Source organism: Wolbachia endosymbiont (group A) of Tromatobia lineatoria (assembly GCF_964028565.1).
Taxonomy (GTDB): Bacteria; Pseudomonadota; Alphaproteobacteria; order Rickettsiales; family Anaplasmataceae; genus Wolbachia; species Wolbachia pipientis.
Genome location: NZ_OZ034791.1, coordinates 967,994 through 989,072, shown reverse-complemented (window position 1 = coordinate 989,072; position 21,079 = coordinate 967,994). Strand labels below are relative to the sequence as shown.

15 protein-coding genes and 1 tRNA gene are annotated in these 21,079 nt (G+C 36.2%); 14 read left to right on the top strand and 2 right to left on the bottom strand.

Annotation, left to right across the window (positions count from 1 at the left end; genetic code table 11):
- Positions 1-34: 34 nt before the first annotated feature.
- The 12 genes from rpsL to ABWU48_RS05165 all read left to right on the top strand — a co-directional run bounded on the left by rpsL (position 35) and on the right by ABWU48_RS05165 (position 15,939).
- Entirely contained in the window at positions 35-409 is a 375-nt protein-coding gene (gene rpsL, locus ABWU48_RS05220; RefSeq protein WP_353288322.1) for a 30S ribosomal protein S12, read from the top strand.
- 5 nt (positions 410-414) lie between these two features.
- Positions 415-894, top strand: a complete 480-nt coding sequence (gene rpsG, locus ABWU48_RS05215) for a 30S ribosomal protein S7 (protein WP_007549313.1) — start codon at positions 415-417, stop codon at positions 892-894.
- A gap of 21 nt (positions 895-915) precedes the next feature.
- Positions 916-2,991 carry an elongation factor G gene (gene fusA / locus ABWU48_RS05210; protein WP_010962308.1) on the top strand — a complete coding sequence of 692 codons (2,076 nt, stop codon included), beginning with the start codon at positions 916-918 and terminating at the stop codon, positions 2,989-2,991.
- Between the two features lie 11 nt (positions 2,992-3,002).
- A complete protein-coding gene (gene tuf, locus ABWU48_RS05205) occupies positions 3,003-4,175 on the top strand; it encodes an elongation factor Tu (RefSeq protein ID WP_010962309.1) in 1,173 nt (390 codons plus the stop codon).
- 13 nt (positions 4,176-4,188) lie between these two features.
- Positions 4,189-4,261 (top strand) — tRNA-Trp (locus ABWU48_RS05200).
- Between the two features lie 19 nt (positions 4,262-4,280).
- On the top strand, positions 4,281-4,481 hold the full coding sequence (gene secE, locus ABWU48_RS05195) for a preprotein translocase subunit SecE (RefSeq protein WP_022626186.1): 201 nt from the start codon (positions 4,281-4,283) through the stop codon (positions 4,479-4,481).
- Positions 4,471-5,307 carry a transcription termination/antitermination protein NusG gene (nusG, locus tag ABWU48_RS05190; RefSeq protein WP_353288321.1) on the top strand — a complete coding sequence of 279 codons (837 nt, stop codon included), beginning with the start codon at positions 4,471-4,473 and terminating at the stop codon, positions 5,305-5,307. Before secE ends, nusG begins: the two co-directional genes overlap by 11 nt.
- 2 nt (positions 5,308-5,309) lie before the next feature.
- Positions 5,310-5,750 (top strand): 50S ribosomal protein L11, encoded by a 441-nt coding sequence (locus ABWU48_RS05185; protein WP_006279541.1) that lies wholly within the window; start codon positions 5,310-5,312, stop codon positions 5,748-5,750.
- Positions 5,751-5,754: 4 nt separating this feature from the next.
- The gene (gene rplA / locus ABWU48_RS05180) at positions 5,755-6,408 is read left to right on the top strand and encodes a 50S ribosomal protein L1 (RefSeq protein WP_065094732.1); all 654 of its coding nucleotides are present in this window, start codon (positions 5,755-5,757) and stop codon (positions 6,406-6,408) included.
- A 12-nt stretch (positions 6,409-6,420) separates the two neighbouring features.
- Entirely contained in the window at positions 6,421-6,939 is a 519-nt protein-coding gene (rplJ, locus tag ABWU48_RS05175; protein WP_353288320.1) for a 50S ribosomal protein L10, read from the top strand.
- 26 nt (positions 6,940-6,965) lie between these two features.
- Complete coding sequence (gene rplL, locus ABWU48_RS05170; protein ID WP_007551887.1) at positions 6,966-7,367, top strand: 50S ribosomal protein L7/L12; 402 nt, start codon at positions 6,966-6,968, stop codon at positions 7,365-7,367.
- Between the two features lie 58 nt (positions 7,368-7,425).
- Positions 7,426-15,939 (top strand): DNA-directed RNA polymerase subunit beta/beta', encoded by an 8,514-nt coding sequence (locus ABWU48_RS05165; protein WP_353288319.1) that lies wholly within the window; start codon positions 7,426-7,428, stop codon positions 15,937-15,939.
- A 6-nt stretch (positions 15,940-15,945) separates the two neighbouring features.
- Here ABWU48_RS05165 and dusB read toward each other — a convergent pair whose 3' ends face one another.
- On the bottom strand, positions 15,946-16,908 hold the full coding sequence (gene dusB / locus ABWU48_RS05160; RefSeq protein WP_353288318.1) for a tRNA dihydrouridine synthase DusB: 963 nt from the start codon (positions 16,906-16,908) through the stop codon (positions 15,946-15,948).
- A gap of 25 nt (positions 16,909-16,933) precedes the next feature.
- Complete coding sequence (locus tag ABWU48_RS05155; RefSeq protein ID WP_353286167.1) at positions 16,934-18,121, bottom strand: Ulp1 family isopeptidase; 1,188 nt, start codon at positions 18,119-18,121, stop codon at positions 16,934-16,936.
- An 80-nt stretch (positions 18,122-18,201) separates the two neighbouring features.
- Here ABWU48_RS05155 and serS point away from each other — a divergent pair, with 80 nt between their 5' ends.
- Together serS and purD are read left to right on the top strand one after the other, a co-directional pair.
- Positions 18,202-19,479 carry a serine--tRNA ligase gene (gene serS, locus ABWU48_RS05150; protein WP_038198549.1) on the top strand — a complete coding sequence of 426 codons (1,278 nt, stop codon included), beginning with the start codon at positions 18,202-18,204 and terminating at the stop codon, positions 19,477-19,479.
- Positions 19,480-19,513: 34 nt separating this feature from the next.
- Complete coding sequence (purD, locus tag ABWU48_RS05145; protein ID WP_353288317.1) at positions 19,514-20,785, top strand: phosphoribosylamine--glycine ligase; 1,272 nt, start codon at positions 19,514-19,516, stop codon at positions 20,783-20,785.
- Positions 20,786-21,079: the final 294 nt, after the last annotated feature.

Sequence of the window (21,079 nt, the reverse complement as noted above, 5' to 3'; positions counted from 1 at the left end):
CTTAGTTATTTTAATGAGCTTGAGTTTATAACATATGCCTACGATAAATCAATTAATACGTAAGGGTAGATTAGGATTGACCCATAAGAAAAAGGTACCAGCTTTGGGAGAAAGCAACCCTCAAAGGAGAGGTGTTTGCACTAAGGTGTATACTACAACTCCTAGAAAGCCTAACTCAGCACTCCGTAAAGTAGCCAGAGTAAAAATTAGTGGGTATGGTGAAGTGACGGCTTATATACCTGGTGAAGGTCATAATTTACAAGAACACTCTGTTGTTTTGATACGTGGTGGGCGGGTTAAAGATTTGCCAGGTGTGCGTTATCAAATAATAAGAGGTGCCCTTGATCTGCGTGGTGTGCAAAATCGAAAGAAAGCTCGTTCAAAATATGGTGTAAAGAAATCTGGTTAAAGTTTATGGCTCGTCGGAATAAAGCAAAAAAAAGAGAAATAAGTCCTGATTCGCGTTACGGCAGTGTTTTGCTGATGCGTTTCATTAATACAATCATGAAATGTGGTAAAAAATCTACTGCAGAAAAGATTATCTATGACGCTTTGTCTTTAGCTGAAAAGAAAATAGGCGAAGGTGGGTTATCAATTTTTGAGACAGCAGTAGGAAATGTTACTCCTTCTATAGAAGTGCGTTCTCGACGCATTGGTGGTGCAACTTATCAAGTACCTGTTGAAGTTCGACAAGATAGAGCGGTTTCTTTAGCGTTAAGGTGGATTGCTAAAGCAACTTCTGCTGCTCGAAAAAAGAGTGGAAAAACCACTGTTGATTGTTTGCAATCTGAAATACTGGATGCTTATAATAAACGCGGTGGTGCGTTTAAGATGTGCGAAGAAAAATATAAAATGGCTGAAGCTAATAAGGCATTTTCTCATCTTCGTTTTTAATGTTAGCTAATTAATTGTGATATGGAAATTGGAATATCTAAATACAGAAATATAGGGATAATGGCTCACATAGATGCTGGTAAGACTACCACAACAGAGCGTATTTTATTTTATACTGGTAAGCAAAATAGAATTGGTGAAGTGCACGATGGTGCAGCTTCTATGGATTGGATGGAGCAGGAAAAAGAGCGTGGTATTACAATCACATCTGCTGCAACAACATGTTTTTGGAATGATCATAGGGTCAATATAATAGACACTCCTGGTCACGTTGATTTCACTATTGAAGTTGAGAGATCTTTAAGGGTTTTGGATGGTGCAGTTGCTGTATTTGATGGAGTTGCTGGAGTTGAACCTCAATCTGAGACAGTGTGGCGTCAAGCTGATAAATATAGCGTTCCTCGTATCTGCTTTGTTAATAAGATGGATAGAATAGGGGCAAATTTTTATCGATGTGTTGATATGATAAAGACGAAGCTTGGTGCAGCACCTTTAGTTATTCATTTACCAATAGGGAGTGAGAAAGATTTCAAAGGTATAATTGACCTTATTTCTATGAAAGCCATTATATGGCAAGAAGAAACGTTGGGCGCTAAATTTTCTTATGAAGATATTCCTTCTGATTTGCTTGATAAGGCTCAAGAATATCGAAATCTTTTATTAGATGCTGCAGCTGAGATGGATGATGAAGCGATGAATACTTACTTTGAGTCTAATGATCTGCCAGTGGATTTACTGAAAAAATGCGTGAGAAATGGGACCATTAAAGGAAAATTTGTTCCTGTGTTATGTGGATCAGCTTTTAAAAATAAAGGCGTACAACCACTTTTAGATGGTGTGGTTGACTTTTTACCTTCTCCTATTGATGTTGATGTAATTGTTGGAATTGATCCTAAAGATTCAGAAAAGAAAATTGAGGTCAAACCTTCAGAAAAAGAGAAATTTGTTGCTCTTGCATTTAAAGTGATGACGGATAAATTTGTAGGCAGCTTGACGTTTATCCGTATTTATTCTGGTAAATTAAAGTCTAAATCTACCGTTTCAAATGCGTTAAAAAACGAAACTGAAGGGATTGGCAGAATGTTACTTATGCATGCAAATAACCGAGAAGATATAACTGAGGCTAGGGCTGGAGATATAGTTGCTTTAGTTGGGCTAAAGAAAACAACCACCGGAGATACTTTATGTTCTGTTGATTTTCCTATATTATTGGAGCGTATGGAATTTCCTGAGCCTGTTATTGAAATTGCTGTAGAACCTAAAACCACTTCAGATCAGGAAAAATTAGGTATTGCTCTAAATAGGTTGGTTGCAGAAGATCCTTCTTTGAGAATGTCAGTAAATGCGGAAAGTGGCCAGACTATATTGAAAGGCATGGGTGAGCTCCATCTTGAGATTATTGTTGATAGAATGAAGCGCGAATTTAACGTTGAGGCTAACGTCGGTGCTCCTCAGGTTGCATATCGTGAAACTATCACTAAATCTGTTGAAATTGATTACACTCATAAAAAACAATCTGGTGGAGCTGGTCAGTTTGCTAAGGTTAAAATAAAATTTGAACCTCTTGAGCCTGGTTCTGGGTTTCAATTTGAAAGTAAAATTGTAGGTGGTGCTATTCCAAAAGAGTATATTCCTGGGGTAGAAAATGGCTTGGAGTTGATAAAAGAAGGTGGTATAATTTCGGGATTTCCGTTGATTGATTTTAAGGCTACCCTTCTTGATGGTGCTTTTCATGAGGTTGATTCTAGTCCTTTAGCTTTTGAACTTGCTGCTAAAGGTGCTTTTAAAGAGATGGCAAATAAAGCTGGTCCAAAAATGCTGGAGCCTATAATGAAAGTTGAAATCATTACTCCTGAAGAATATATGGGTGATGTTATGGGTGATATAAATAGTAGAAGAGGAAATGTTGCTGATATGCTCGATTTAGGTAATAATAGTAAAATAATTACTGCTTCGGTACCTCTTGCAAATATGTTTGGTTATATCAACGTTTTGCGTTCTATGTCTCAGGGAAGGGCGCAGTATAGTATGCATTTTTCTTGTTATGAGCAAGTGCCACAATATGTGGTTGATGAGTTAAAGTTAGAGTATAATTAAGGGTAATAATTATGACAGCAGTAGTGGAAGCATTTGGAAAGCCGCATGTAAATGTGGGAACAATAGGACATGTGGATCATGGGAAGACGACGTTAACAGCGGCGATAACGAAGCATTATGGAAATTTTGTAGCGTACGATCAGATAGATAAAGCGCCAGAAGAAAGGAAGAGGGGGATAACGATAGCAACAGCGCATGTTGAGTATCAGACGGAAAAAAGGCATTATGCACACGTTGATTGTCCTGGACACGCTGACTATGTAAAGAACATGATAGTAGGTGCAGCACAGATGGATGCGGCGATATTGGTAGTGTCGGGGGTTGATGGGCCAATGCCACAAACGAGAGAGCATATATTGCTGGCGAAGCAGGTAGGTGTTGGATATATCGTGGTGTATATAAATAAAGCTGATGTTGCTGATGCTGATATGATAGATTTAGTAGAAATGGAAGTGAGGGAATTACTGAGTAAATACGGATTTCCAGGGGATGAAGTGCCTGTGGTGGTTGGTTCAGCGCTCAAGGCGCTGGAGGATGACAGCAGCGAATATGGAAAGAAATCAATAGATAAATTGATGGAAAAGTTAGATGAATATGTAGCGGTTCCACCAAGGCCTGTGGATTTACCATTTTTATTGCCAATCGAAGATGTATTTTCGATATCGGGGCGAGGAACAGTGGTAACAGGAAGAATAGAGAAGGGAGAGATAAAGACGGGAGAAGAGATAGAGATAATAGGTCTGAAAGCGACGCAAAAGACGATATGCACAGGTGTTGAGATGTTTAAGAAGTTGCTGGATAAGGGAAGTGCAGGACTCAATGTAGGAATATTGTTAAGAGGAACAAAAAGAGAAGAAGTGGAGAGAGGGCAAGTATTAGCGAAACCGGGGACGATAACACCGCATAGAAAGTTTAAGGCGGAGGTTTATATATTAAAGAAAGAGGAAGGAGGAAGGCATACACCATTTTTTGCGAATTACCAGCCACAGTTTTATTTAAGGACAACGGATGTAACTGGGAGCATAAAATTGCTAGATGGGAAGGAGATGGTAATGCCAGGAGATAATGTGAGTGTAGAAGTAGAATTGCAAGTACCGATAGCAATGGATAAGGGATTGCGTTTTGCGATAAGAGAAGGCGGTAGAACTGTTGGTTCTGGTGTTGTTTCTGAAATTTTGGAGTGAGAGTTTGAGTTATAGGAGTGTAGCTCAATTGGTAGAGCGCTGGTCTCCAAAACCAGAGGTTGTAGGTTCAATTCCTATCGCTCCTGCATTAATGTTGTGGTGGAAATGTTAAAAAGTTTGTGTGGTTTTTTCTGTGATATAAAGCAAGAAATACGAAGAATTGCTTGGGTAAAGAAACAGGAGGTGTTGTCATCTCTATTTGTTGTAATGATTGTTATATTATGCTTTTCGATTTTCTTCTGTTTTGTGGATTTTATGTCTCTTTACGTAATTAAGGCTTTATTTGGAATTATTTATGGAATGTGAATATAAATGGTATATCATTAAAGTTGATTATGGATATGAGCAAAACATACGCGAATTGGTAAGTAATGCTGTTTATTTTAAGGAAGTGTTTATTCCTTATCAAACGGTATGTAATTCAAAGTCTGATATAAAAGAATTATGTGAAGTGTATGTATATATGCATCTGTGTGATGAAAGCAAAAATATTTTGAATCAAATGCCTGGATTCTGCAGTGGCGAATCTGGTGATTTTGAGATGATTTCAGATGATGAGATAAGTTTAAAGTGTAAAGAATTTAATAGATATAAATGGTATATCTTGAGAGTTGCTTCCAATTGTGAAGAGAAAGTGCGCCAACATATATTGGAAAATTCTATGAGATTGGGTATTAATGATTACTTTAAGGAAGTTTTTATTCCATATGAAGAGCTAAGTGAAGTAGAGTTGAAATCTAAGAAAATTGCTACACGAAGGAAATGCTTTCCTGGTTATGTCTTTTTATACGTGAATTTATGCGATGAAGTATTGAATTTTATCAATAATATACCAAAATCTCTTAAGGTTTATGGATTTTTGAAAAATGGTAATATTCCAAAGGTGATTTTGGATGATGAGATTCACTCAATGTGTAATGCACTTTATAATGCTCAAGAGACAAAGAAGTTAGGTTATGGTTATGAAAAAGGTGAAAAAGTGAAAATTAATGATGGTCTTTTTCAAAATTTTAATGGTAAGGTAAATATGGTAAACGATGAGAAAAAAATTATTAATGTGGAAGTATCGATTTTAGGTAAGCCGACAATAATAGAGCTTGATCTGGCTCAAGTAGAGAAAATAGAGGATTAATTATGAGTGTTATAGTTGCTAAGATTAACTTACTTATGGAAGCTGGGAAAGCAGTTCCAGGACCGAAAATTGCTTCAGTACTTGGTCCACGTGGTATACCTGTTCCTAAGTTTTGTGAAGCTTTTAATAAAGTTACTAGTGCTGCTAACGCTAATTATAAAGTAGGCGATTTAGTAACAGTGCGAATTTCCATAAAGGATGATCGCTCTCATGATTTTACTGTCAGCGGTCCGCCTGTGGCTTATTTACTTAAGCAGGAGGCTAAATTAAGTAAAAGTTCTGGTAATCCTGGTAAAGAATTAGTGGCTAAATTACCTATGTCTGCTATAATTAAAGTAGCAAAGTGCAAGATGGTTGATATGAAAGTGGATAATGAAGATTCAGCAGTGAAAATGGTTGTAGGCACTGCAAAATCTATGGGTATAGAAGTTGTGGAAGGTTAGGTAAATGAATACATATAATGATAATCCTAAGCAGTGTTTGAAGAAGATTGTTGAGTCTGCTTCAGCAAAATTTAATGAATCAGTTGATATTGCGGTCAATTTAGGCGTAGATTCACGTAAATCTGAAGAGCAGGTGCGTGGTACAGTAGTTTTGCCTAAAGGTATCGGGAAGAATATTAAAGTAGCTGTTTTCGCTCAAGATAAACATTTATTAGAAGCTGAAAAAGCTGGTGCTGATATTGCAGGAGGAGAGGATTTAGTTGAAGAAATAAAAAAAGGTAGAAAGTTAGATGTTGATTGGTGCATTACTACTCCTGATTTTATGGCAAAAATCACTCCTATTGCAAAAGTATTGGGTGCTAAAGGGCTGATGCCTAACCCTAAATTTGGTACTGTGACTTCTAACATTGCAGAAGCTATTAAAACCATTAAGTCTGGTCAGGTAAAATTTAGAACAGATAAAAATGGTGTTATTCATGGTAAATTAGGAAATATTAAATTTGATATTGATGACTTGCTAGAAAATTTAAAAGCCTTTCTTAAAGTAATTAAAGATAATAAACCTATTTCTGCGAAAGGAATTTACTTTAAGGGTGTTTTTTTAAATTCAACTATGGGTAAAGCTTATAAGATAGGCAAAGTGGAAGATATAATTTAAGGGAGTGATACCGTGAAGCGTAAAGATAAGGATGAATTTATACAGAGCACAATAAACGTATTTGTAAATAATGATTTCTTGATATTAGTAAATTTTAAATCTATAAATGCTAATGATTCATTAACTCTGAGGAATAGTCTGAAGTCTATAGCAGGTGGGGTATTAGTAGTTAAAAACACTCTAGCGCGCTTGGCTTTGGAAAGGACTGGTAAATTCTCTTATTTATCAGGCAAATTTTCCGGTCCTGTTGCTATTATATACTCTAGTGGCATAGTAGAAGCTGCAAAATTAATAGTTGATTTTACTAATGCTAACAAAGAAAAAATGTCTGTGATTTGCGCAGCTCATTTAAATGAATTGTTAACAGTGGAAAATGTTAATAAACTGGCTAAGTTGCCTTCTCTGGATGAATTGCGTGTTAAAATTATGCGTTTAATATCTTATGATATTCCTGCTCGGTTAGCGTTGTCTATTAATTCATCTTCTATGAGGCTTATGAGAGTTTTGGATTATTATAGTTCTAAAAAATAAATTTGTTGTTAAGTAAGGTGGTAATTATGAGTAATGTAACAAGTGATTTGGTTGATAAAATATTATCTTTAAACCTATTAGAGGCTTCTGAACTTGTAAAAGTTTTAGAAGAGAAAATAGGGTTGCCTGCTGGTTCTTTTCTTGGTGGAGCTGTTGGTGCTGGGGCGCCTATTGGTGATAATGCTGCTGCTCCTGCTGCTCAAGAAAAAGCTGAGTATAAAGTTGTGATTAAAGAAATTGATGCGAGTAAAAAAATAGGAGTTATTAAAGCTGTGAGAGAGGTTAATTCTACATTGGGTTTAAAAGAAGCAAAAGAGTTGGTTGAATCTTTACCTAAAGATTTGACTGCTAATGTTCCTAAAGACGAAGCAGAAAAAATCAAGCAAAAACTTATTGAAGCAGGAGCAACTAAAGTGGAGCTTGAATAATATTTAATGTATTAATTTTATATTGATATAGCTCTTTTAATTAGTTTGGGGTATTTTAATGGTTGATTCTTCTTATATGTACGCTTCTGGTGCTTTTGTTCCTAGAGTTTCTTATTCTAGGTCGATTGATTTAAAAGATTCTTTATTGGATTTGGTTAAGGTTCAAAAAGAATCATATGATTCTTTTACTCCTAAGAATAAGGGTAATGAAAGACTTGAAGTTATCTTTCATACAATCTTTCCAATAAATGATCCTTTGCGTAGGGCTACTATTGAGTTTATAAGTTGTAGGGTAGATGATCCTAAGTATGATGAATCTGAGTGTATAAAGCGTGGTGTAACTTTTTCTGCTCAGGTTATTGCTTCTATACGTCTTGTTGTTATGCAGGATGGTATTTCTCTTGATGAATATAAATCGATTAAAGAGAGTGGAGATCATTCTAAACTTGCAACCGTTGTAAAATCTATAGAAGAGCAGAAAGTCCACTTTTGTGGGTTGCCTATGATGACTGATAAGGGCACTTTCATCATTAATGGTGTGGAAAAAGTTATCGTCTCACAAATGCATAGGTCTCCTGGTGTATTTTTTGATAGCGATAAGGGAAAAACTTACAATTCTGGTAAATTGATCTATTCTGCTAGAATTATTCCTTATAGGGGTTCTTGGCTTGATATTGAATTTGATGTTAAAGACCATTTGTATTTTCGTGTTGATAGAAAAAGAAAATTGCCAATTTCAGTTTTATTAAAGGCGTTGGGTCTATCAAATAATGATATACTCGATAGATTTTATGAGAAAATAAAGTATGTAAAACATAAAGATGGTTGGAAAGTGCCTTTTGTTCCTGATAAATTTAAAGGAGTGAGGCTGCCTTTCGACTTAATGGATATTGAAGGTAATGTGCTGCTTAAAGCTAACGTTCGTATTACCTCAAGACTAGCTAAAAAGCTATATGATAATGAATTGAAAGAGTATCTGGTTCCGTTTAATTCTATATGTGGTTTATTCCTCGCAGAAGATTTAATGGATAGTGCTAGCTCTACGAAAATTTTATCTGCTGGTGAATCTATAAAGCTGGAAGACATAAAGAAGCTTGAGTTATTATCTGTAGATGAAATATCAGTGTTGAACATAGATAATTTGTTTGTTGGACCTTATATATTAAATACGCTTTTCTTAGATGAAAACATGTCTTATCAGGATGCACTATATGAAATATATAGAGTTTTGCGTCCTGGTGAAGTTCCTGTTTTAGAGATAGTAGAAGAGTTTTTCCGTAATCTTTTCTTCAGTCCGGAATATTATGATTTGTCTAACATTGGTAGGTTGAAGCTTAACTCTTACCTTGGATTAAATTATGATGAGGATTTAACTGTTTTAACGCATGAAGATATTATTGAAATTGTGAAAAAAATAGTATTGTTACGTGACGGTCAAGGATCTGTAGATGATATTGATCATTTAGGAAACAGAAGAGTAAGATCAGTTGGAGAGTTTATAGAAAATCAATTTAGAACTGGGTTGTTGAAATTGGAACGCGCAATAGTTGATTCTATGTCCACTTCTAGTTTAGATAAAGTTTCTCCATCTGATTTTATTAATCCAAAAGTGTTAACTAATGTCTTAAGAGATTTCTTCAATTCTTCTCAATTATCTCAATTTATGGATCAGACTAATCCGTTATCTGAAATAACACATAAAAGAAGGTTATCCGCGTTAGGTCCTGGCGGTTTAACAAGAGAACGGGCAGGATTTGAGGTGCGTGATGTTCATCCAACTCATTATGGAAGAATTTGCCCTATTGAGACTCCTGAAGGGCAAAATATAGGGTTAATCAACAGCTTAGCTATATACGCGCGTATTAATAAATATGGTTTCATTGAAAGCCCTTATAGAAAAGTAGTCAATAGGGTTGTTACTGATCAAATTGAGTATCTTTCTGCTATAGACGAAGGCTCACATCATATAGCTGACACTAGCGTAAAGCTTGATGAAAATAATTGCTTTGTTGATGACATGCTATACTGTAGATATGCTGGTAGCTTCGTCATGGTAAGTAGCGACCAAGTTAGTTACATTGACGTATCTCCTAAGCAGGTAATATCAGTTGCAGCTTCCTTGATTCCATTTTTAGAAAATGATGATGCTAATAGAGCATTAATGGGCTCAAATATGCAACGTCAGGCCGTACCTTTATTGAAGCCTACCGCTCCTCTGGTTGCTACTGGTATGGAGTCTTTTGTAGCTTCTGGCTCTGGTGCTGTAGTTTTAGCAAAACGCGATGGCATAGTTGATAGTTCTGATAGTAACTCTATAGTTATACGTGCTTTTGATAAAGAAAGGGTTAACTACTTGGACGTAGATATTTATCATCTAAGGAAATTTCAGCGTTCTAACCATAATACTTGTATTAATCAAAGACCGCTAGTGTGCGTAGGTGATTATGTTAAAAAGGGTGATGTAATAGCTGATGGTCCTGCAATTAACAGTGGTGAGTTGGCGCTTGGTAAAAATTTGCTAGTCGCTTTTATGTCTTGGCAAGGTTATAATTTTGAAGACTCTATTATTATTTCTAGTGAAGTTGTTAAAAAAGATCTCTTTACTTCTATTCATATAGAAGAATTTGACTGTGTTGTACATGATACCCCTTTAGGATCAGAAAAAATAACTCGTGCTATACCTGGTGTTAATGAAGAAAATCTATATCACTTGGATGATAGTGGTATAGTGAAAATTGGTACAAGAGTTGGTCCAGGCTATATTCTGGTAGGTAAAGTTACACCTAAACCTTCTCTTTCATTGCCTCCTGAAACGAAGTTATTAATGACAATTTTTGGTGAAAAGTCATTCGATTGTGCGGATTCCTCTTTATATACATCTCCAGATGTTGAAGGGACAGTAATTGATGTACAAGTCTTTACACGCAGGGGGGTTGAAGAAAATGAAAGGGCATTACTCATCAAACAAAAAGAGATAAATGACTTTGAGGAAGAGCGAGATTATATAATCAATGTTACTAGTGAATATTTCTATGATGAACTGAAGAAACTTCTTATTAATTCTGGTTCTCAAGATCGAGAAAAATTTGACTCTATTGAACGTGAGCAATGGTGGGGTATAGGATTAAAAAACCAATCCATTTCTGAGCAAGTTAAGAGCTTAAAAAAAGATTTTGATGAAAAAGTATCACATGCAATAGCACAGTTTAAGCGAAAAGTAGAAAAATTACATGAAGGTTATGACCTGCCTCAAGGTGTGTCGATGTCAGTAAAAGTTTTCATTGCTGTGAAACATAGTCTGCAACCAGGGGATAAAATGGCTGGTAGACATGGAAATAAAGGTGTGATTTCTCGAGTTGTGCCAGTGGAAGATATGCCTTATTTGGAAGATGGTACTCCTGTTGATATTATTCTTAACCCTCTTGGTGTTCCTTCACGAATGAATGTAGGGCAAATACTGGAAACGCATGTAGGTTGGGCTTGTAGAAAATTAGGGGAAAAGGTAAGTAATATTCTCGATGAGATCAATAAGATCAAAAGTGCTTTTTGCAAGGGAATTAGGTCCCTTAACGATGATAATTTTACACAATTTGCAGTAGCATACCTTGATAATAAAAAAATTGAAAATATTGATGATGATGAAATAACGGCTTCTGTTTTAAATACACCTAATAAGAATGCACTAAATGACGAGTTGAATGAGTTAGTAGAGAACTATTTGAACTCTTGTAAAAGTTCATACAGCAATTTACGTAACTTCCTGATTGAGGTTTATAGCTATGGCAGTAACGTATCTATCTGTAATGATATTCGTAATATTAGTGATAATAATCTCATTGAATTTGCACGCAAATTACGTGATGGCGTTCCTGTTGCTGCACCTGTATTTGAGGGTCCAAAAGATGAACAAATAGCAAAATTATTTGAACTTGCTGGTTTAGATAACTCTGGACAAGCTGTATTATATGACGGTTGCAGTGGTGAAAAATTCGACCGCAAGGTTACAGTTGGTTACATGTACATGCTTAAGTTGCACCACTTGGTTGATGGTAAAATTCATGCGCGTTCAGTAGGGCCTTATAGTTTGGTTACTCAACAACCTCTTGGAGGAAAATCTCATTTTGGTGGTCAGCGTTTTGGTGAAATGGAATGTTGGGCATTACAAGCCTATGGTGCTGCTTATACTTTGCAGGAAATGTTAACTGTGAAGTCTGATGATATTAATGGTAGAGTTAAGATTTATGAATCGATAATAAAAGGTGACAGTAATTTTGAATGTGGAATTCCTGAATCCTTTAATGTGATGATAAAAGAACTACGTTCTTTATGTTTAAATGTAGATTTAAAGCAAAATGATGTAGTGATTGAAGATATATCTCACACTAACATTGCACAACCTTTTAATGAGGTTAGCATATCGATTGCTAGCCCTGAAAGTATTAAGCGTATATCTTGTGGTGAGATAGAAGATGTTTCAACTGCAAATTATCGTACGTTCAAAGTTGAGAAAGGTGGATTATTTTGCCCTAAGGTTTTTGGCCCTGTCAATGACGATGAATGTTTATGTGGAAAATACAAAAAAAGAAGACACAGAGGTCGCATATGCGAAAAATGCGGAGTAGAAGTTACATCTTCTAAAGTAAGAAGAGAAAGGATGGGTCATATAGAGCTTGCATCTCCTGTTGCTCATATATGGTTTTTGAAATCGCTTCCTTCAAGAATTGGAGCATTATTGGATATGTCTCTCAGAGATATTGAGAATATTTTATATAGCGATAATTATATCGTAATAGATCCTCTTGTTTCGCCTTTTGAAAAAGGTGAGATTATTAGTGAAAAAGCTTATAATGAAGCTAAAGATAGCTATGGGATCGATAGTTTTGTAGCTATGCAAGGTGTTGAAGCTATAAGAGAGTTGCTAACGCGCCTTGATTTACATGAAATTAGGAAGGATTTAAGACTAGAATTAGAATCTGTTGCTTCTGAGATAAGAAGAAAGAAAATTATAAAGAGATTGCGTATTGTTGAAAACTTCATTAAATCTGGAAATAGGCCTGAGTGGATGATACTTACAACTATACCTATTTTACCACCTGATTTGCGTCCTTTGGTATCGCTTGAGAGTGGTCGTCCTGCAGTTTCTGATCTGAATCATCATTATAGGACTATTATTAATAGAAATAACAGGTTGAGGAAATTGTTGAGCTTAAATCCTCCTGAGATTATGATTCGTAATGAAAAAAGGATGTTACAAGAAGCAGTTGATTCTCTTTTTGATAATAGTCGTCGTAATACTTTGGTAAATAAAGCTGGTGCTGTTGGATATAAAAAGTCCATTAGTGATATGTTAAAAGGAAAACAGGGTCGTTTTCGCCAGAACCTCTTAGGAAAAAGGGTAGATTACTCTGGACGTTCTGTAATAGTTGTTGGTCCAACTTTGAAACTAAATCAGTGTGGATTACCAAAAAGAATGGCTCTTGAACTATTCAAACCTTTTGTTTACTCAAAGCTTAAGATGTATGGTATGGCTCCAACTATTAAGTTTGCTAGTAAGTTGATAAGAGCAGAAAAACCAGAAGTTTGGGATATGCTTGAAGAGGTAATAAAAGAGCATCCTGTTTTGTTGAATAGAGCGCCTACGCTACATAGACTTGGTATTCAGGCTTTTGAGCCAATCCTTATTGAAGGCAAAGCAATACAGCTTCATCCGCTTGTCTGTACGGCGTTTAATGCTGATTTTGATGGTGATCAAATGGCAGTGCATGTGCCAATTTCATTGGAAGCTCAGCTTGAAGCTAGGGTGTTGATGATGTCCACTAATAACGTTTTAAGTCCTTCTAATGGCAGACCGATTATAGTTCCTAGTAAAGATATAGTACTTGGTATATATTATCTGACTTTACAAGAACCTAAGGAAGATAATTTACCATCTTTTGGTGCTTTTTGTGAAGTTGAGCATTCCTTGAGTGATGGTACTTTACATATTCATTCTAGTATAAAGTATAGGATGGAGTATATTAATAGCAGCGGTGAAACTCACTATAAAACTGTTTGTACAACTCCTGGCCGTTTAATATTATGGCAAATTTTTCCTAAGCATGAGAATCTAGGCTTCGATCTAATAAATCAGATATTAACAGTCAAGGAAATAACTGGTATAGTTGATTTGGTATATCGTAACTGTGGTCAAAGTGCTACAGTGGCATTTTCTGATAAATTAATGGTACTTGGCTTTGAGTATGCCACATTTTCTGGTGTCTCTTTTGGTCGTTGTGATATGGTTATACCTGAAACTAAAGCTACACATGTTGATCACGCGAGGGGTGAAATTAAGAAATTCTCTATGCAATATCAAGATGGGCTAATAACTAGAAGTGAGAGGTATAACAAGGTTATAGATGAATGGTCTAAGTGTACGGATATGATAGCTAATGATATGTTAAAAGCAATATCTATATATGATGGAAATAGTAAGTACAACTCAGTGTATATGATGGTTAACTCTGGTGCAAGGGGTTCTACTTCACAGATGAAACAGCTAGCAGGAATGCGAGGGCTCATGACCAAACCTTCTGGTGAGATTATAGAAACACCTATAATTTCTAATTTCCGTGAAGGATTGAACGTATTTGAATACTTTAATTCTACTCACGGTGCGCGTAAAGGTTTAGCTGACACTGCACTTAAAACTGCAAACTCTGGATACTTAACTCGTCGTTTAGTTGATGTATCTCAAAATTGCATAGTTATAAAGCATGACTGTAAAACAAAAAATGGTCTTGTTGTGAGAGCTACAGTTGAAGGAAGTACTATAGTTGCATCTCTAGAGAGTGTTGTGCTGGGTAGAACAGCTGCAAATGATATATATAACCCAGTGACAAAAGAATTATTAGTAAAAGCAGGGGAATTAATTGATGAGGATAAAGTAAAGCAAATCAGCATTGCAGGTCTTGATGTTGTAAAAATTAGATCGCCTTTAACTTGTGAAATAAGTCCTGGTGTATGTTCTTTATGTTATGGAAGAGACCTTGCAACTGGTAAAATTGTTTCAATAGGTGAAGCAGTTGGTGTTATAGCTGCTCAATCTGTTGGAGAGCCAGGTACTCAGTTAACGATGCGTACTTTTCATATAGGTGGAGTAATGACTAGAGGCGTTGAATCCTCGAATATTATAGCTTCTATTAATGCTAAAATAAAGTTAAACAATAGTAATATAATTATAGATAGAAACGGAAATAAAATTGTGATAAGCCGTTCCTGTGAAGTCGTGTTGATTGATAGCCTTGGTAGTGAGAAGTTGAAGCACAGTGTACCTTACGGCGCTAAGCTTTATGTAGATGAGAGTGGGTCAGTAAAAATTGGCGATAAAGTTGCGGAATGGGATCCTTATACATTGCCTATTATCACGGAGAAGACTGGTACAGTGTCTTATCAGGAATTAAAAGATGGAATTTCGATCACTGAAGTGATGGATGAATCTACAGGAATATCAAGCAAAGTAGTAAAAGACTGGAAATTGCATTCTGGTGGAGCTAATTTACGTCCTCGTATTGTGCTGCTTGACGATAATGGTAAAGTAATGACACTCGCAAGTGGCGTTGAAGCATGTTATTTTATACCAATCGGTGCAGTGCTCAATGTACAAGATGGCCAGAAGGTTCATGCAGGTGATGTTATTACAAGAACACCAAGAGAGTCAGTTAAAACTCGTGATATTACTGGTGGTTTACCGAGGGTTATAGAGTTATTTGAAGCACGTCGTCCTAAAGAGCATGCTATTGTTAGTGAGATAGATGGCTATGTAGCGTTTTCTGAAAAAGACCGTAGAGGAAAACGCAGTATATTAATTAAACCTGTAGATGAACAAATTTCTCCAGTTGAATATTTGGTATCAAGAAGTAAGCATGTAATAGTCAATGAAGGTGATTTTGTACGTAAAGGTGATCTATTGATGGATGGTGACCCTGATCTCCATGATATTTTACGTGTGCTTGGGTTAGAAGCTTTAGCGCACTATATGATTTCTGAAATACAGCAAGTTTATAGATTGCAGGGTGTTCGTATAGACAATAAGCATTTAGAGGTGATCTTAAAACAAATGCTACAAAAAGTGGAAATTACTGATCCTGGTGATACTATGTACTTGGTTGGCGAAAGCATTGACAAGCTGGAAGTTGATAGGGAAAATGATGCTATGAGTAACTCTGGCAAACGGCCTACTCATTATCTTCCTATTCTGCAGGGGATTACTAGGGCAAGTCTTGAAACTAGCTCCTTTATTTCTGCTGCCTCTTTCCAAGAGACAACAAAAGTACTTACAGAAGCAGCATTCTGCGGGAAGAGTGATCCTTTAAGTGGATTAAAAGAAAATGTTATAGTAGGAAGATTAATTCCTGCTGGTACAGGTTTGATTATGAATAAGATCAGAGCACTTTCACTTTGTGATAATGTGGATAAATATGAAAAATATTTTGATATTGAAACTTATGACGAGGAATGGTTGATGGATAATGGTTGTCATTTACACTCTGGTGAGGAAGAGAGCGTAGTGGCATACGATCAGTCGAATTGAGTACAGCTAGTGTGTCTCTTGACCAAAAAAGCCAATAATATTTTCTTTCACTTCTGTGCTATCTGTCATGTTATTTACTCTCACACGAAATTCAGATGAGCCTTGAAGCCCGCTACTGTACCAACCTATGTGTTTGCGGGCCATCTTTATTCCTGTGTCATTTCCATAGTACTCAAGAATATTGTCGTAATGCTCGAGTATGATGCTTAATCTCTCTGAAGCTGTTGGCTCAGAAGTTTCACTTCCACTGAGAAAGTTCATTGCTTGATTAATCAGCCAAGGTTTACCGTAGGCACCACGACCTATCATCACTCCGTCTGCTCCAGATTCTTTGAGAGCATTCTGAATATCATTTAAATTTTTAATATCGCCATTTACTATAACTGGAATTTTCACTTGCTCTTTAACATTTCTAACGAATTTCCAATCTGCTTGACCATTATAAAGCTGCGCTCTTGTTCTTCCATGCACAGTGATCATTTTTGCTCCTAAGTCTTCGGCAATTTTCGCAAGTCTCGGGGCATTGCGATTTTCATCGTTCCATCCAGTGCGCATTTTCACCGTAACTGTCATATTCACTGCTTTGACCACAGCTTCAATTATCTCAGCGGCTTTTTTCTCATCACGCATTAGCGCTGATCCTGCATAACCGTTTACAACTTTTTTAACAGGGCAACCAAAGTTTATGTCTATAATTTTTGCTCCCATGTCCTCGTTTAATTTTGCAGCCTCCGCCATAACATCTGGCTCACACCCAGCAAGCTGCACAGCAGTTAATGCATCGACTTTTGCTTTTTGCAAACTCTGGCGAGTTTGCATAATCATAGCTCTGCTTGCGATCATCTCTGAAACTAACAAACTTGCACCAAGTTTCTTCACAATACTTCTAAACGGATAATCAGTCACTCCAGACATTGGAGCTAAAATAACTGGAGAATCAATTGTCAAATTTCCTATTTGGAGGGGCATAAGGTCAATGGTAATTTTTCATTGATTACATAATGCAACACAAACTTGCATTCTCCCTTGAAATAGAAGACTGAGATGTTTTCGTCCTTGGCGGACGCTTACGATTTCTTAGATCTTCCTTACATTTCTCATCTTCCATAAGCGCTCTTGTAAATTCTTCTCTTTTCTCATTCAAATCAAATTTATATTCTGATAACTTTTTGTCAATTTCGTCAAATGATTTGTCTTCGTTAAGCATTTGTGTAATTTTATGAGCATTTTCTAACGCAAATATTCCACAGTTATACCCGTCACTTTGCTGCTTAGTTGGGGAAATTCTTATGTCTAATACCCATTCCTCTTTTTGCAGTTCTCTTTTAACAATATTTAGCACATTATCTGGCAATTGATTACCAAATGAGTCACAGTAATAAGCTCTAAATTTTTTATCACCTGCATCAGGTTTAATAACCAAAGTTACCCAATGATTGTTGTTAATATGAAGAACCGAAGTAAATATCAATTTAGAATTTTGTTTTAATTCACCTCTATAATTCTGAAGAAATTCTTTTGTGAGTTCGTCCCAACCATTAGAATAGCTAGGAGCAAGAAAATAGACATTATTATTACTATGTTCACTTTGTGAGTACCCATACACAACTCTTGCAATATGTGTAATGTCATCATCACATAACCAGTAAGCATAATTTCCTCTGTTTGTCTGATGCACAAGAGTGTCCAAATTTTCATGAAACTCTTTACCACCCAAACCACTATCTTTTGAAGCAATAGAACTTCTGCGACTACTGTTCTCTGAAACAGTTGACCCATCTTCATTATCTGGTCCAGGAAAAATACCACTATCCTCATCTGGAGTTTTTTGCTCACCTTGACTTGCTCTTTTTCCATTAATATAACCCTTCGCTAAGTAAAATAAAGGTTCAACAACCATTTTGTATGCTACTGTAAGAATTGTTCCCATTAAAACCCAAACTACGGGGTTAGAGATGAGCATAGCAAGTGGAAAGGTCAATAGAGGGGATCCTATTACCGCCCCTAAACAGCCAGCAGCGAATGTGGCTGCTAGGCATACACAAGTAGCGTAGATAACGAATTCCTCACCAGCAAAGTAAGTGCTCTCTTTCTGATTATTTTTTGTAATGCCCAACATACTACACCCTATGAACGCTAAGTTAATTAAATTTAAACAAATTCTAACAAAAAAATCAACCATAATAATTTTAGTAGTATGAGAATATATTGAATATTAAGAGCTTTTGGAGTACAGTAACAATGTTAGTAATAGCACAATATATGCACGATATAGAATATATACGCAAAAACCCTGAAGGATTTGAAAAGGCAATGAAAAGCAGGGGAATTAGAGAATCTACTGCGGAAGAGATATTAGAAATCGATCACGAGAAAAGATCATTAACCACTAAACTGCAGGATTTGAATAGGCAGCGCAATGAAATCACAGAGGAAATAAAAAAGCTTAAAATGAGCAAGAGCCCCTGTGAAGAGCAAATAGAGTTGTCAAAAAGCATCACAAATGAGATAGAGGCAATCAGCTTAAAAGAACAAGCAGAAAAGGATAAGTTAGTGAATGTTTTATCTAACTTGCCGAATATTCCTGCGCAAGATGTGCCAATAGGCGCAGATGAGAACTCTAATTTAGAGGTGAGAAGATATGGAGGAAAAAGACAGTTTGATTTTGTACCAGAATCTCATTATGAACTCGGAGAAAAATTAGGTTTAATGGACTTCGAACAAGCGGCGAGAATTTCCGGATCAAGATTTACGATATTAAAAGGACAGTTAGCTAAGCTTGGACGAGCGCTAATAAATTGTATGCTTGAAATGCATGTTAATGAATTTGGCTATACTGAGGTGTACCACCCGGCTTTGGTGAAAAACGAAGCTATGTATAATGTTGGTCAGCTACCGAAATTTTCTGACGATTCGTATTTAACTACCGACGAATTGAGGTTGATTCCCACAAGTGAAGTGTTTTTAACAAATTTAGTTGCTGACAAAATAATGGAAGAAAAAGAACTGCCTATTCGCTTTACTGCATATTCGGAGTGCTTTCGTAAAGAAGCAGGTAGTGCAGGTCGCGATACCAGGGGCATGATAAGGCAACACCAATTTGGTAAAGTGGAGTTGGTAAGCATCACAACTGAAGACCAATCAAATGATGAGCTTGAGCGTATGACGAGTGTTGCTGAAGAGATATTAAAAAAATTAGAATTGCCATACAGAGTAATGCTGCTTTGCAGTGGCGATATGGGTTTTGCTGCACAAAGGACTTATGACATAGAGGTATGGTTACCTGGGCAAAATAAATATAGAGAAATATCAAGCTGCTCAAATTGTGGTGCATTTCAAGCAAGAAGGATGAACGCTAAATACTCTTCAGAAACTGATAAAAAGATGAAAAAATATATTCACACTTTAAACGGCTCAGCTTTAGCTATAGGAAGAACGATTATTGCCATAATGGAGAATTATCAAAATTCTGACGGGTCGATTGCAATACCAAACGTGTTGCAAAAATACATGAGTAATGATACTGTTATAAGCAAATAATAATTTTGACATATAGAAAAGCGAGGAAATAAAGATGAAGGTTCTGGTTATAGGTTCTGGTGGGCGTGAGCACGCTCTACTTTGGGCTCTAAAAAAATCTCCTATCTTGACTGAGTTATATGTAACTCCTGGTCGCCAAGCTATGAAAGATCTTGGGGCTCTTGTGGATGTAAATATTCAAAATTCAGTGGATGTTACACAATTTTGCAAGAGAGAAAATATAGAGTTGGTTGTTATTGGTCCAGAACAACCAATAATTGATGGGCTTGCTGATGATTTAGTTGCAGAGGGAATAAATGTTTTTGCTCCAAGTCAAGCAACTGCAAAACTTGAGGGATCGAAGTCTTTCACCAAGGGACTATGTAAACGATATGGTATACCAACTGCCAAGTACGAGTGTTTTGTTGATGAAGGGTTAGCTAAAGATTTTGTATGTAGCAATAAAATAAAGTTTCCACTTGTAGTGAAAGCAAATGGAATTGCAGCAGGAAAAGGGGTGGTTATATGTAATACAGAAAGCGAAGCTTTTTCAGCAATAGATTCAATGCTAGTGGAGAAAAAATTTGGTGAATCAGGTGAAGAAATAATCATAGAAGAATTTTTAATTGGAGAAGAAGTAAGTTTTTTTGCTCTTATTGATGGGTTGAAAGTAGTAACTCTTGGGTGTGCAAAAGATTATAAGAGAGTTGATGAAAGTAATGAAAGCCAAAATACTGGAGGTATGGGGTCGTACTCATCACCTTCAATTATAAGTAAGGACATGGAGCAAAAAATTATCCAAAAAATAATATACCCTACAGCTCAAGCATTGGTTAACATGGGTACGTCTTATAAAGGAGTACTCTTTGCTGGTTTAATGATTTGCAAAGATAGCCCAAAACTTCTCGAGTATAACGTTAGATTCGGTGATCCAGAAACGCAATCTATATTACCTAGATTTGATTCAAATTGCGATTTGTTAAAATTGATGTTGTCAGTTGCAGAAGGAAAGTTAAATGTCAAAATGGTGGAACTTAACAACAAATCTACAGTTTGTGTAGTTGTTGCAAGTAAAGGCTATCCGGGTGATTATCAAAAGGGAGAAGTAATTAAAGGATTAGATAAGATTGAAAGCATTCCTGGTGTGTTGGTGTTTCATGCTGGTACTAAATTCGATGAAAGTGGTAACTTAGTTTCCGATGGCGGAAGAGTGCTAAATATAGTAGCAGAAGGGAGCACTATAGAGGAAGCCAAAAGTAAGGTGTACTCAGCATTAAATTTTTTAGAATGGCCAGGGGGCTTCTTCAGATACGATATCGGTAGTTAATGTTAGCTGTCGGTTAGCAGGTGGTTCACAGAAACGAAAAACTTCCTTGACAAACTCCGCCAGCCCCCTTATCATGAAACTGAAGCTATTGTATTTGCTTTCGCCAATCTGCAGATTAAAAGGTAAGGGTTACTTAATGTATCGGCGTCTTATGTTCAATTTTTTGCAGTATATAGATACTGTATGTCTTTACAAAACTTCATCTACATCTAGATTTTTATCTAAATAAGCTGAACGCGCTTATAAAGCGTTACAAGACATCAAAAAATGCCAATACTCGACAGAGATAGTAAA